Genomic DNA, 12,880 nt, shown 5'->3' on the forward strand with positions numbered 1-12,880 from the left:
CGTGCCCTCCGTGCCCCGACTGTCCGAAGTGATCACCGCCCTCGACGCCCTGTGGCCCCCCGAACGGGCCGAGGACTGGGACGCCGTCGGTACGGTCTGCGGTGACCCGGACGCCACGGTCACCCGGGTCCTCTTCGCCGTAGACCCCGTCCAGGAGATCGCCGACGAGGCCGTCGAACTGGGCGCCGAGCTGATCGTCACCCACCACCCGCTCTATCTGCGCGGTACGACGACGGTCGCCGCCTCCACCTTCAAGGGCCGGGTCGTGCACACCCTCATCAAGCACGACATCGCGCTCCATGTCGCTCACACCAACGCCGACAGCGCCGACCCCGGAGTCTCCGACGCGCTCGCGGGCGCCCTGGACCTGCGGATCGTACGGCCCCTCGTACCGGACCCCACCGATCCGGCGGGACGGCGCGGACTCGGCCGGATCTGCGAACTCGACCACCCCGCCACCCTCCGCGACTTCGCCGCCCGCGTCGCGCACCGGCTGCCCGCCACCGCGCAGGGCGTACGGCTGGCCGGTGACCCGGACGCGCCCATCCGTACGGTCGCGGTCAGCGGCGGTTCCGGCGACGGCCTGTTCGACCAGGTCAGAGCGGCTGGCGTGGACGCGTTCCTGACCGCGGACCTCCGCCACCACCCCGCCTCCGAGGCCACTCAGCACTCCCCGCTGGGACTGGTCGACGCCGCGCACTGGGCCACCGAATGGCCCTGGTGCGAACAGGCCGCCGCCCAGCTCGACGAGATCTCCGACCGCCATGGCTGGGACCTGCGGGTCCATGTCTCGAAGACGGTCACCGACCCCTGGTCCGCCCACCACCATTCTTCAGGAGCCCCCAACTGAACGCCGCGCCCGCCGACCAGATCCGACTCCTCGACGTCCAGGCCCTGGACGTACGACTCTCCCAGCTCGCCCACAAGCGCGGCGCGCTGCCCGAGCACGCCGAGATCGAGTCGCTCACCAAGGACCTCGCGCAGCTCCGCGATCTGCTGGTCGCCGCCACCACCGAGGAGAGCGACACCGCCCGCGAGCAGACCAAGGCGGAGCAGGATGTCGACCAGGTCCGCCAGCGCGCCGTACGCGACCAGCAGCGTCTGGACTCCGGCGCGGTCACCTCGCCCAAGGACCTGGAGAACCTCCAGCGCGAGATCGTCTCGCTCGCCAAGCGCCAGGGCGATCTGGAGGACGTCGTCCTCGAGGTCATGGAGCGCCGTGAGTCCGCGCAGGAGCGGGTCGCCGAGCTGACGGAACGTGTCTCCGCCGTCCAGGCCAAGTCCGACGACGCCGCCGCGCGCCGCGACGCCGCGCTCCAGGAGTTCGACGGGCAGGTCGCGGCCGTCACCAAGGAGCGCGAGGTCATCGCCGCGTCCGTACCGGCCGATCTGCTCAAGCTGTACGAGAAGCTGCGCGTCCAGCAGGGCGGGGTGGGCGCGGCCCGGCTCTACCAGCGCCACTGCGAGGGATGCCGGCTCGAACTGAACATCACCGAGGTCAACGAGGTCAGGGCGGCGGCGCCGGACACGGTGCTGCGCTGCGAGAACTGCCGCCGGATCCTGGTCCGTACCGCCGAATCGGGTCTGTGATGGCACGGGTCGCACGCTTCGTCGTGGAAGCCGACGGCGGTTCCCGGGGCAACCCGGGGCCCGCGGGGTACGGCGCGGTCGTACTCGACCCGGTCACCGGCGAGGCGCTGGCGGAGGCGGCCGAGTACATCGGGATCGCGACGAACAACGTCGCCGAGTACAAGGGGCTGATCGCGGGCCTGAAGGCGGCGAAGGCGCTGGACGCGGACGCGTCGGTGCGGGTCAGGATGGACTCCAAGCTGGTCGTCGAGCAGATGTCCGGGCGCTGGAAGATCAAGCACCCGGACATGAAGCCGCTGGCGGCGGAGGCGGGCCGGATCTTCCCCGCGGGGCAGGTCAGTTACGAGTGGATCCCGCGCGAGAAGAACAAGCACGCGGACCGGCTGGCCAACGAGGCGATGGACGCGGGCCGGAAGGGCAAGCAGTGGGAGCCGTCGTCGTCCACGGCGGCGCTGGACGCGGGAGCGGCGAGATCGGCGGCCCGGGCTTCGGGTGCTTCCGGTGGCGCTTCGGCGGGGGCCTCGGGGGCTTCGGGGGCTTCGCGTACGCCGGGTGACGCCGCGGCGGGCGCGGCGAAGGCCCGGGCGGCACTGTCGGGCGGGCGCGGACGCGAGGCGGACGGGGGTACGGGCTCGGGCGGTACGGGGCGGGGGCAGGGGCGTCCGGCGGGGACGCCGGCGTCCGGTGCGCGGGGTACGTCCGGCGCGTCTGGTACGTCGGCCGGTGCCGGTGCTGGTGCCGGTTACGCCGAGCCGGGTGCGCCCGGTGCGCCCGGTGAGACGGCTGCGACCGGCGGCGACCTGATGACCGTGGCCGAGACCGCGGCGGCCGCCCCGGCCGAGGCGGCCCCCGGCGCGCGGCGCCCCGGAACACCGGCCGAGGCGCCCGGCGCCAAGGCCACCCCCACCGTCGGCTGGGGCGCCTCCGCCGATCTCGGCACCCCCGCCACCTTCGTCCTGCTCCGCCACGGCGAGACCGCCCTCACCCCCGAGAAGCGCTTCTCCGGCAGCGGCGGCAGCGACCCCGAACTGTCCGCCGTGGGCCGCCGCCAGGCCGAGGCGGTCGCCGCCGCACTGGCGGCGCGCGGCACCGTACAGGCCATCGTCACCTCGCCGCTCAGGCGCTGCCGCGAGACGGCGGGCGCCGTCGCGGCCCGGCTCGGCCTCGACGTCACGGTCGAAGAGGGCCTGCGCGAGACGGACTTCGGCGCGTGGGAGGGGCTGACCTTCGCGGAGGTACGGGAGCGCCACCCCGACGACCTCAGCGCCTGGCTCGCCTCACCCACCGTCGCGCCGACGGGCGGCGGCGAGAGTTTCACGGCGGTCGGCCGCCGGGTCAGGGCGGCACGGGACCGGCTGCTGGAGCGGTACCAGGGACGTACGGTCCTGCTCGTCACGCATGTCACCCCGGTGAAGACACTGGTCAGACTGGCGCTGGGGGCACCGCCCGAGTCGCTGTTCCGGATGGAACTGTCGGCGGCCTCGCTGTCGGCGGTGGCGTACTACGCGGACGGCAACGCGTCGGTGCGGCTGCTGAACGACACGTCCCACCTGCGCCACTGACGAGTCTGGGTCGGCGGGGGCGCGGGCGACGCGTCCGGGGCCGACGGGGGGCTCAGACGGCGAGGGGCGCGGGCGACGCGTCCGGGGGCCGGCGCGGGGACTCAGACGTGAGGGCTTCAGGCGACGCGTCCGGGGCCGGCGGAGGGCGCAGATGGTGAGGGCTCAGACGGCGGGGGCTCCGGCGTGCCCCTGCGTGCTCTGCTCAGACAGCGCCGCGTCCGCCGCGCGGTCAGACCGTGCCGCGTACCGCCGCGCGGGTTCGGGCTCATACCGCGCCGCGTACCGCCGACGCCTCGCGGGCCAGCGCCTCCACCCGGTCCCAGTCCTTCGCGGCGAGCGCGTCCCGAGGGATCATCCACGTACCGCCGACGCACCCCACGTTCGGGAGGGCGAGGTACGACGGGGCCTTGGCGGCGGTGATCCCGCCGGTGGGGCAGAAGCGGGCGCGGGGGAGCGGGCTCGCGAGGGACGAGAGGTACGCCGTACCGCCCGCCGCCTCCGCCGGGAAGAACTTCATCTCCGTCACCCCGCGCTCCAGCAGCGCCACCACCTCCGAGACGGTCGAGACCCCCGGCAGGAACGGCACCCCGGAGTCTCGCAGCGCGTTGAGCAGCGTGTCCGTCCACCCGGGGCTGACCAGGAAACGCGCGCCCGCCGATACGGCGTCGGTGACGGCCGCGCCGGTGAGGACGGTACCCGCGCCGACCACCGCGTCCGGCACCCCGGCCGCGATCGCGCGGATCGCGTCCAGCGCGGCCGGGGTCCGCAGGGTCACCTCGATCGCGGGCAGCCCGCCGTTGACCAGGGCGCGGGCGAGGGGCACGGCGTCGGCGGCGTCGTCGAGGACGACAACGGGGACGACGGGGGCGAGGTCGAGCACGGAGGTCATGGCGTCATCCTGCCGTGCGCTCGCTATCCTCCGCAATGAGCGTTGCGCAGGCTGCAACGATTCCACGTACTCAATGGATCTCCGTGACGACCACGTCCAGGGCCCAGGTCCGTCCGGCCCTTCCCGGACCGGTCGCCTCGACCGTATGGCCGAGGTCCCGGAGCGTCTCCACCAGCGCGGCGGGATTCCTCGGCCGGGCGCCGGCCGTCAGCAGATCCCGTACGATCCGGCCCTTGGTCGCCTTGTTGAAGTGGCTCACAACGGACCGTTTCTCGGCGCCGGTCACCGGGTCGGTCTGCGAGTGGAGGACCCGTACGGTCGCCGTACGCGCGGCCAGTTCGCCGGTCGGCCGCCAGGCCGCCGCGTACGCGGACGACCGCAGGTCGAGCACCATTCCGCCGCCCGCCGCCTCGGGCAGTACGGTCTCCATCGGCTCGCGCCAGTACGCGCCCAGCGCGCCGAGCCCCGGCAGCCGGACACCCATGGCGCAGCGGTACGGGGGGATGCGGTCGCCGATCCGTACCGCACCCCAGAGCCCGGAGAACACCAGCAGCGACTTCCCGGCCCTGCGGCGCGCGGCGGTGTCGAGGGTGGCCAGGCCCAGCGCGTCGTACAGCACCCCGGTGTAGATCTCCCCGGCCGGCCGCGTACCGGCGGTCCGCAGCTCCGCGTTCTTCGCGACCTCGCCCCGCAGCCCCTCACTCAGCCCGAGCACCTCGCGTGCCTTCTCCTTGTCACCGGCGCACAGCTCGACCAGCCCGTCGAGCACGGCGGCCCTGGCCGGGGCGAGCCCGGGCAGCGACAGGGATTCGAGCCTGAGCGAAGCACCGCGCCCGGCAGGGGCCTTGCCTTCCGACGGCGGCAACAGCACGAGCACGTGACTTCTCCTCAAGGGGTACGGGGACGGCAGCCTGCGCCAGGGTAGGCGACGCCCACCGAGGTGATCGGGCCCGGCTCCGGCGGGTACCATGACCATTACGGCAGACGAGCCGGGCGGACGGCCGCGTGAAGTCCCCAGGGGCTTCCCGAGGAACGTCCGGGCTCCACACGGCAGGGTGGTGGGTAACGCCCACCCGGGGTGACCCGCGGGACAGTGCCACAGAAAACAGACCGCCAGGGATCTCGGTCCCTGGTAAGGGTGAAACGGTGGTGTAAGAGACCACCAGTGCCCAGGGTGACCTGGGCAGCTAGGTAAACCCCACCCGGAGCAAGGTCAAGAGGGAGCACCTTCGGGCTGCTCCTGCGCGGACGTTCGAGGGCTGCCCGCCCGAGTCCGCGGGTAGACCGCACGAGGCCGACGGCAACGCCGGCCCTAGATGGATGGCCGTCTCCCCGGCCGCCGCAAGGCACCGGGCGAACAGAACCCGGCGTATAGCTCGGCTCGTCTGCCGCACAGACAGTAGAAGCCCCTGATCTGGAAAAACACCAGGTCAGGGGCTTCTGCGTCGTTGAAGTGATCCTTGAGACTGCTCACTCTTTGTGACTGATCCCGGGTGTTTCTGGCTGCTGTGTGGCGATCGTGTGGCGCTGAACGGCCCGCCGGACGCGTCACTGGGGCAGAAGTCTGAGCGCGAATGCAGCCAGGCGCATCGTCCCGTGGTGTCGGCACTTATGCGACTGGAGAACGAGTTTCAAGATCCGAAAAGTCACCCTACCTCCGCTTTAGTTTGAATGATTTACTAAACGGAATCAGTCATTCCAAACCTTCAGGGGGGTACCTGTGTCCGGTCGCCGTAGATCTTCGTCCCGAGCGCTTCACAGGAGTGTGCCGACGACGAAGCGGACGCTACTTCTTGGCCTGGCGGCCACGATGATTGCCACGGGCGGTGCCATAGGCATAGCGGCCAGCGAATCGATGCACGAGGCGAGAGACGGGGCCAGACCCGAGACGTCCGGTAATGATCGTGTCAGTTTGTCGCAGGACCAAATTGATGCTCTGATCGCGGCTGCCGTGCGGAGTGGAATGACTCCGACTGAGGCCCGTACGTACATCATTGAGGGCGCCGCTGGGAAGGCCGGAACTCAAGAGGCTCAGAAGGGTGGAGGGCGCAGTCTGTTGCACCTTGACGAGGACGACGACGGAAAGATCGGCGACGACCTGGTGGATATGATCCCTGGGGCCCCCGACCTGCCTCCAGTCTTCGCGCCCTTCCCGGGCAGCAACGATGACGTGACGCCGCCAAATAGTGGAGCGTTGCCGCCCGGTCCGGCAGGGCCGTGCGACCCTACCGGCGATTTCCCTGCCTGCACGCCCGAGCCCGACCCTTCCGGAGAGCCAATGCAATTCCCGGCTCCCGCGCCATCCGCTGTCCTCGACCCCGTTCCAGCCCCTGAGTCCGTACCGGAGGCCGATCCGGTCTCGGACCAACCTCAGGTTCAGGAAACGGCGGCCGTGAGCTGACGAATGTAGTGCCGGATATGGGGCGGGACCTTCTCCGGAAGCTTGTCCAACGGGAAGAGTCGTAGGGCCTGGCCCTCGCCAAGGACAAGATCACTCTCCCGTCCATCCCAGGTGCCGTAGAACACATGAGGCGGATTCTTTTCCGACCCGTGAGGGACGACTGCGGCTTCTTCGATGGTGTCCGGTGTGATGCCGGCCTCTTCTTCGATCTCCCGGAGTACGGTGTCCATCCAAGATTCGCCCAGCTCCTGTCCGCCACCGAGGAGTGACCAGTACCCGGGCCAGCAAATGTCGGGCTTCTCGTCTCGGAGGTGCAGAAGGATCTCTCCACGGCTGGTGACGATGACAGCGACGCATCCAGGATCCTTCTTCACGGGCTCATCGGTGGTCACGGCAATCCTTCTTCGGTGTGCACGACAACGGCGGCCCCTACCGTAGTGGCAGGTGCCGCCGTGTCTCAGGATTGCGATGTGCTCTAGGCGTTCTCTCGCTTCGCGCGGTCGTAGCCGTAGTCCAGGTACCGCTTCCACACCTCGTCGGCAGTGCCGCCGGGAGAGATGCGATCGAGCGCGACCATCCCCGCCATGATCGCGGCACAGATCTCGTCCTGGACCTCGGGGAGGGTCGCGTTCACAGCCCCGTTGGTACCCCACCCCTTGTACCGCCGGTACAGCTCCGCGGCCTCGTTGGACTCCTCGGAGACCTTTGTGACGAGGAGTAGTTCCTTAACCGGCTCCTCAGCGCCGCTGCGGCGCTCGTCCCGGCTGCGCAGTTCTCGAATCTTGGTCCACAGGTCTGTCATGTGAGTCTCCAATCTCGGGAATGCCCAGCGGGTTTGCCGGGACAGGTGGCGCTACACCTTGGGGAGCTGCTCGGGCCGGCCTAGCTGCCAGACCTCCCAGCCCGCCGCGACCCACGCATCCGAGTCGACGGCGTTGCGTACATCGACAAGAACCTTGCGCTGGACGACTTCGCCGGCCGAAGAGGGGAACTTGGCGTCGTGGGTGAACTGCGGCCACTCGGTGGCCAGTACGACGACTTCGGCCCCTTCAAGAGCCGTCGCTGCGTCACCCGCATATGCGTATTCCGGGTGGAGACGCCGGGCGGCGTCGTTGGACTCGGGGTCATAGATGACTGCGCGGGCGCCAGCTTCGTGCAGACGGCCAGCAAGGCGGAGGGCCGGGGAGTTGCGGACATCACTGGTCCCGGCCTTGAAGGACGCTCCCAAGACGGCGATCCGGGCGCCATCGACCGGGGCACCGTAGGCCCGCTCGACGAGCCTGGTGGCCGCGTCCAGCCGTGAGTGATTGACGTCTTCAACGGCCTGGAGCAAGGCGTGGGCATGCGTGGCACCGAGGTCGCCCACACGCCAGGTAAAGGCCCCGGTGTCCTTGGGCAGGCAGCCCCCGCCGTACCCGATGCCTGGCCGCATCCCGCCATGCCCGATCCGGGGATCGATACCGAGGCCGTAGGCGACGGTGCTCACGTCGGCACCGACGAGTTCACAAACCTCGGCCATGGCGTTGATGTAGGAGATCTTCGTGGCTAGAAAGGCGTTGGCGGCAGACTTCAGCACCTCGGCGGTGGGCGGGTCAGTGACGATCAGTGTCACGTCGTTCCGGGCGAGGATCGGCGCGTACACCTCTTCGATCGCCTTCTGCGCCGCGGATGAGGTGAGGCCGGCAACGATGCGGTCCGGGTACAAGCTGTCCTCTACGGCATGTCCCTCGCGCAGAAACTCGGGGTTCCATACGAGATCGACGCCATCAGCCGCCTCGGCAGTCACGATCTCCTGGAGGCGGGCGACGGTTCCCACGGTCACCGTGGACTTGCCGACGATCGTGCATGGACGCCTGAGCAAGGGGGCAAGCGACCTGACCGCGCCAACAACCTGGTCCACGTCGTAGCCTCGGCCGTCTTCGCGGAGTGGCGTGCCAACCGCGATGAAGTGGAGGTCGGCGAACTCTGCGGCCTCGGCCAGATTGCTGGTGAATCGCAGACGACCTGTGGGGACGTGCTTTGCCAGCAAGTCATCAAGGCCCTTCTCGTAGAAGGCGCCACGTCCACTTTGCAGAATCCGGCACGTCTCCGGGTTCAGTTCGACACCGATAACTTCGTGCCCGAGTTCCGCCATCGCAGCGGCGTGCGGAGCGCCAAGGTGGCCGCAGCCAATCACCGAAACGCGCATTGCTGTCCTGTCTTTGGATTCGTGGGGCGCACTTTGCTCGTGCGCCCCACGACGCTACCGCGCCCCGAACTCCTGTCTGTGCGGCCTCTGTTGGCCGGTCAGACCTTCAGCAGCTCGCACAGGTGCGTCAGGGCCGGGATTGCCTCTTGCCGGACGACGACATCGCCCTCCCTGGCCCCTTCGATGGGGTACGCCTTGAAGACGCCGTTCTCCACCAGCCCTTCTGGATCGACGAAGAAGACCTTCATGCCCCTCGCGCGAGCCCGCGCCTGGACCGCCCTCCGGTCCGCGTGGAGTCCGACGACCAGCAGCGCCTTCGCGTCGTCCAGGAGCGGAACCGGCGGAATCTTCTGGTCGTACCGGCGTACGAACACCTCTTCCAGCCCAGCCCGCGCCGACAGCACGTCAAAGTTGTGGGTGATGACGGGCCCGACCATGTGTCCGGCCTCGTGGAGGGCCTTCAACGACTCATGGGCGGGGGTGGGCCGGGCTACGAAGCACGCCGCGAACATCCGCGTCAGGTCGTGGGCCTTGCTGGGAGCATCCAGGAGCATCTCCTGAACAAGGGTGTCTGCCTGGGGGCTCAGGGTGAACGCGTGAGACTGCGTGAGCGAGTTGTCCTTCCTCTCGGTCACCCGGTAGACCTCGTGGAGGTAGTGCAGGGGTGGTATGCCTGCCTCGATCGACGTGCCGCACCCGACCTCGACTTGGAAGGGCAGGAAATCGAGCAAACCGCTGAGGTCTTCGGCCATGGTTGGAGTGCCGCGCTGCTCCTTGACGCGCATGCCACCGGCCAGCACGTCCCAGGGCAGATTTCGCAGTGCGCGCGGCACCTCGAAGCCCTCGGAAGTGATCTGCACGTCAAGCGAACGGAAGCCCCCGGGCGTCTCCCGGTCCGCCCGCTCGTCCTGTGGGTGGATCTCATGGTCAGCGATGTTGACCACCAGGTCACCCTTGTGCCAGCCGTCCGACCTCTCGCGCCAACGGCCCTCGATGAGCGACGCGTTGATGTCCTTGGCGTACGAGTCGATCTCGCTGGACGGGGCGAGGTGCGATACGAAGAGGTACAGCTCGGACAACACCAGCCGCGGAACCGGGTGGGTGTAATCCAGGTCGTACCCGTACCGATAGTGGACGACTCGACGGCGGCCGGCACTGTCCTTACTCCAGCCCGACTGTTCTGCGTTGGCCGGGTCCTGAGTGCGACGCCAGATGCCTTCCTCGATCGAACGGGGCCGCTCGTGGCGGTTTCCGGCGAAGTGCTTATTCCAGGTCTCCACCTGACGGTCGGACATCTGCTCGATGACGGGGTGGGGAAAAAACACGATCGTTCTCCTCACGGTTGGTGGTGCGAAGTGGAAGAGGCCAGGAGCCTGCGGCGAACTGCCCGGCCCGCTACGCGTTCGGCTGCTCGTACATCGGGAGCCTCATCAGCAGCTCCCGGCGCGGGGGGCTCAAACGGCGCTCCCGAGCCGAGTGGTGATCCGCTCCCGGAGGAGGGGGTTGCCCACGCCCGACAAGGGGAGCCAGGTTGCTTCACCCGTTTCGATCAGGCTGGGCGCAAGCGCACCCGAGTGAGCGCAGAAGAAATAGCGGAAGCCCACGCGTAGTCGGGGTCCGTCCTCCGGGGCGGCTCTCGACACGTCGACTACCAGAGGAGTCGGTTCGCCGGGCATTGTCCACACGTCGTAAACGCCAGCGAATTCCTCCAACACACGAAGGGCTGTCCGACTCAGAGACTCGTCTTCGCTATCTGGGACGCCCTCGGCGAAGGCCCAGCCACCACCATTCCTCAAGACGAGAACACGATCCTGCTCGTCCAAGAGCAGTGCTCCCGCCTTCACCACCGGGCACCGCCCGTTGTGGAGACAGCGCCCCTGCCTCGAATGTTCTATGGCTGCGTCATACAACGGCATCAAGGCCATCGTCTCGCCGGGATGGAGATGCAGGTACTGGTTGAGTTCCTTCACGATTTTGCTGTCTACGACGCTCACGAGTCACGCTCTCGCGACTCTGTCGTGCTGCGTCAACTCGGTGACGTCGTCGAATTCGAACCAGACGAACTTGCCGAACGGGCGGGAGCCAACACCCCACCGAGATGTGAGGGCTTCTACGAGGAAGAGGCCCCTGCCCCCCTCGTCGACGGCGGAAGGGGCCCGAAGCTTGGGCCTCTTGCGTACGGGGTCGTGGCACTCGACTCGGACGTTGAACCGCTCGACTTGGATGGCCAGTTGAAAGCTGCCGTCGCGCGGAGTGCCGTGCTGAATGGCGTTGGTGGCGAGTTCTGAGACGCACACCACGATGTCCTCGATGGTGTCGGCTTGGAGCAGGCCGGCAAGAGCGTGTCGAGTGAAAGCGCGAGCTTCGCTCACGGACTCGTTGCTGGGCTTGAATACTTTGACCGCGCTCACCCCAGCGAGCGCGTCGTCGCGCTGCCGCGGATTCAGCCCCGTGCTTGCCATGGGCGAAGCCATAGGTCCCCTCCGAGTGCTGGAACCCGCGGCCGAGCCGCGAGTCGTCCGATCCGTACCAACGACGCTAGGAAATGGCGAAGTTGAGGGTCCACTCGGTTGCACGTGGTTGCACGATTTCATCCAAGGGCATCGATGGCACGCGTGATACGGGTACGGGCTTCTGGCCCACGCAGGGCATGTTGGGATAGCTGATTGAACGCTCGAAGGTAGGTCTGGATCTCTCCCGGACTACTCACGTTGATCTCTGCCGTCAGAGTCTCAACAGCCACCTGAGCCTCGTCGAAGGCGTAGAACGCCTCCAGCGGCCAGACCGTACGCCGAGCTTCGAAGGGGATGATCCCGAGTGACACGTTCGGCCTGGCCATGACGGACAGAAGCGATCCGAGCTGGGCGGCCATGGCGGCCTCGTCGCAGACGCGGTAGTACAGCACCGTCTCTTCGAGCAGCAGAGCGAAGCGATGCTCCCCCTCAAAGATGACGCGAGAGCGGGCGAGGCGGGCGGCCACTGCCTGCTTGACGTCGTCGGGAGTGCCCTGAAAGGTCGTGATCGAGCGCAACAATCCCGTGGCGTACTCGCCGATCTGGAGCATTCCAGGTACGAGATTCGAGGCGTACACGCGGAAGGTACGGGTGCGCTGATAGAGCGGGGTGGTCTCCTCGTGCACCCGCCGCATGCCGTCACGGTGGAGTTGGCGCCACTCGACGTACATCGATTCGGCAGTACGGGACGCTGCGATGAGGTCGGCGGCCAACTCGGGAACAGAGCACGCGTTGCACCAGGCGCGGATGTCATCGTCCGAGGGCGGCGTGATGCCTCGCGCGATGCGCGAGGACTTCGACTTGTGCCAACCGCAGAGATCAGCCAGCTCCAGCCCCGTCAGGCCGGCATCGAGCATCGCCTGTTTCAGGCGTTCGGCAATCTTCGCGCGAGCTGCCCGAGCTGACGAGAGGGGGGACTTGGACATGAGCTGGCTGATCGTCCGCCGTCAGATGCTGTACTTCTCGTGAGGGATGGCGCGCTCCCACACGTCCTCGAATGCCGTGGCGCATCGGGTGGCGGCAGTCGAGTCTTCGGTCTGGTCGGTCCGGATCCAGCGGCCGGCATCGTCGAAGATGTTGAACTGGACGAGACGCCCATCGAAGAGCCAGAAGTCGTGGTCCGGGAGCACGATGTCCGACGCACTGCCCCTCGGCAGCCAGCGCACCTCTTCGCCTGCGGCTACGTTCGTGAAGGTGAACGAGTGCTCGTAGCGGATGTACTCGCTCGGAGGCTCCGAGATGACGCGAGCGCGGCGGATGAGCACACCCTTGGCGGTCACTTCCTGCACCAGGTCGAGCCAAGGGCGCCACCACGATGCACGGTCGGACGGGTCGAGCCTGTGTCCCTGCTTCCAGGCGTCGAAGCCCGCTGTCTCGTTCCCCATGTCGTAGGTGTCGCGCAACTCCAGATGAACCGCAGTGTGCTCGACAGCACGGAGCAGGTCTGCAAAGCTACTCAAGCTCTGCGACATCAAGCGCCTCCCTGAGAAGCGGGATCATCCGCTTCGGTACTCGGACGATCCCCTCATAAGAGGGCATCGCAACATCCTTATTACAGGTCGCCTCCGTCTGCGAGTCGACCTTCACACCCTGAAACAGCAAGTCCTTGGCGTCCTCGTCCACCCAGACGGCCGGGGAACCGTGGTCCCCGGATTCCGGGTCCTTCCCGACGAACCGTAGTGCCACGCTGACCTCCGATGTCGAGCGGGTTGCAGTCGGTTGCACGGGCGTTGACAT

At 68.1% G+C, this 12,880-nt stretch carries 14 protein-coding genes and 1 other RNA gene; 4 read left to right on the forward strand and 11 right to left on the reverse strand.

Features of this window, described 5'->3' with window-relative positions:
- The first annotated feature begins 10 nt into the window (after window positions 1-10).
- The 3 genes from KQY30_RS25580 to KQY30_RS25590 are packed head-to-tail and all read left to right on the forward strand — an operon-like array spanning window position 11 to window position 3,152.
- The gene (locus tag KQY30_RS25580; RefSeq protein ID WP_217311318.1) at window positions 11-850 is read left to right on the forward strand and encodes a Nif3-like dinuclear metal center hexameric protein; all 840 of its coding nucleotides are present in this window, start codon (window positions 11-13) and stop codon (window positions 848-850) included.
- Window positions 847-1,590 (forward strand): zinc ribbon domain-containing protein, encoded by a 744-nt coding sequence (locus KQY30_RS25585; protein WP_217311319.1) that lies wholly within the window; start codon window positions 847-849, stop codon window positions 1,588-1,590. The genes KQY30_RS25580 and KQY30_RS25585 overlap by 4 nt, the downstream gene beginning before the upstream one ends.
- A complete protein-coding gene (locus tag KQY30_RS25590) occupies window positions 1,590-3,152 on the forward strand; it encodes a bifunctional RNase H/acid phosphatase (RefSeq protein WP_217308848.1) in 1,563 nt (520 codons plus the stop codon). Before KQY30_RS25585 ends, KQY30_RS25590 begins: the two co-directional genes overlap by 1 nt.
- Window positions 3,153-3,417: 265 nt before the next feature.
- Here the strand turns inward: KQY30_RS25590 and eda are convergent, their stop codons facing one another.
- Both eda and yaaA read right to left on the reverse strand, forming a co-directional pair.
- The gene (gene eda, locus KQY30_RS25595) at window positions 3,418-4,041 is read right to left on the reverse strand and encodes a bifunctional 4-hydroxy-2-oxoglutarate aldolase/2-dehydro-3-deoxy-phosphogluconate aldolase (protein WP_217308849.1); all 624 of its coding nucleotides are present in this window, start codon (window positions 4,039-4,041) and stop codon (window positions 3,418-3,420) included.
- Window positions 4,042-4,111: 70 nt separating this feature from the next.
- Window positions 4,112-4,918: a peroxide stress protein YaaA gene (gene yaaA / locus KQY30_RS25600; RefSeq protein ID WP_217308850.1), complete on the reverse strand. Its 807-nt coding sequence runs from the start codon at window positions 4,916-4,918 to the stop codon at window positions 4,112-4,114.
- A 108-nt stretch (window positions 4,919-5,026) separates the two neighbouring features.
- Here yaaA and rnpB point away from each other — a divergent pair.
- Window positions 5,027-5,429: RNase P RNA component class A (rnpB, locus tag KQY30_RS25605), an RNA gene on the forward strand.
- Between the two features lie 988 nt (window positions 5,430-6,417).
- Here the strand turns inward: rnpB and KQY30_RS25610 are convergent.
- From KQY30_RS25610 to KQY30_RS25650, 9 genes are all read right to left on the reverse strand, one after another.
- On the reverse strand, window positions 6,418-6,834 hold the full coding sequence (locus tag KQY30_RS25610) for an NUDIX domain-containing protein (protein ID WP_254407323.1): 417 nt from the start codon (window positions 6,832-6,834) through the stop codon (window positions 6,418-6,420).
- A gap of 83 nt (window positions 6,835-6,917) precedes the next feature.
- Window positions 6,918-7,244, reverse strand: coding sequence for a hypothetical protein (locus KQY30_RS25615; RefSeq protein WP_217308851.1), 327 nt, complete (start codon window positions 7,242-7,244; stop codon window positions 6,918-6,920).
- A 51-nt stretch (window positions 7,245-7,295) separates the two neighbouring features.
- Window positions 7,296-8,630, reverse strand: a complete 1,335-nt coding sequence (locus KQY30_RS25620) for a UDP-glucose/GDP-mannose dehydrogenase family protein (protein WP_217308852.1) — start codon at window positions 8,628-8,630, stop codon at window positions 7,296-7,298.
- A gap of 98 nt (window positions 8,631-8,728) precedes the next feature.
- The gene (locus tag KQY30_RS25625; protein ID WP_217308853.1) at window positions 8,729-9,955 is read right to left on the reverse strand and encodes a hypothetical protein; all 1,227 of its coding nucleotides are present in this window, start codon (window positions 9,953-9,955) and stop codon (window positions 8,729-8,731) included.
- A gap of 129 nt (window positions 9,956-10,084) precedes the next feature.
- Window positions 10,085-10,624 (reverse strand): NUDIX domain-containing protein, encoded by a 540-nt coding sequence (locus tag KQY30_RS25630; protein WP_217308854.1) that lies wholly within the window; start codon window positions 10,622-10,624, stop codon window positions 10,085-10,087.
- A 3-nt stretch (window positions 10,625-10,627) separates the two neighbouring features.
- The gene (locus KQY30_RS25635; protein WP_217308855.1) at window positions 10,628-11,092 is read right to left on the reverse strand and encodes an ATP-binding protein; all 465 of its coding nucleotides are present in this window, start codon (window positions 11,090-11,092) and stop codon (window positions 10,628-10,630) included.
- A 128-nt stretch (window positions 11,093-11,220) separates the two neighbouring features.
- Window positions 11,221-12,069: a helix-turn-helix transcriptional regulator gene (locus KQY30_RS25640; RefSeq protein ID WP_217308856.1), complete on the reverse strand. Its 849-nt coding sequence runs from the start codon at window positions 12,067-12,069 to the stop codon at window positions 11,221-11,223.
- 21 nt (window positions 12,070-12,090) lie between these two features.
- Entirely contained in the window at window positions 12,091-12,615 is a 525-nt protein-coding gene (locus KQY30_RS25645) for a DUF6879 family protein (protein ID WP_217308857.1), read from the reverse strand.
- Window positions 12,596-12,829, reverse strand: a complete 234-nt coding sequence (locus KQY30_RS25650; protein WP_217308858.1) for a hypothetical protein — start codon at window positions 12,827-12,829, stop codon at window positions 12,596-12,598. Before KQY30_RS25650 ends, KQY30_RS25645 begins: the two co-directional genes overlap by 20 nt.
- Window positions 12,830-12,880 lie beyond the last annotated feature (51 nt).

This window comes from Streptomyces sp. GMY02 (assembly GCF_019056675.1).
In the GTDB taxonomy this organism is placed as follows: Bacteria; Actinomycetota; Actinomycetes; order Streptomycetales; family Streptomycetaceae; genus Streptomyces; species Streptomyces odonnellii.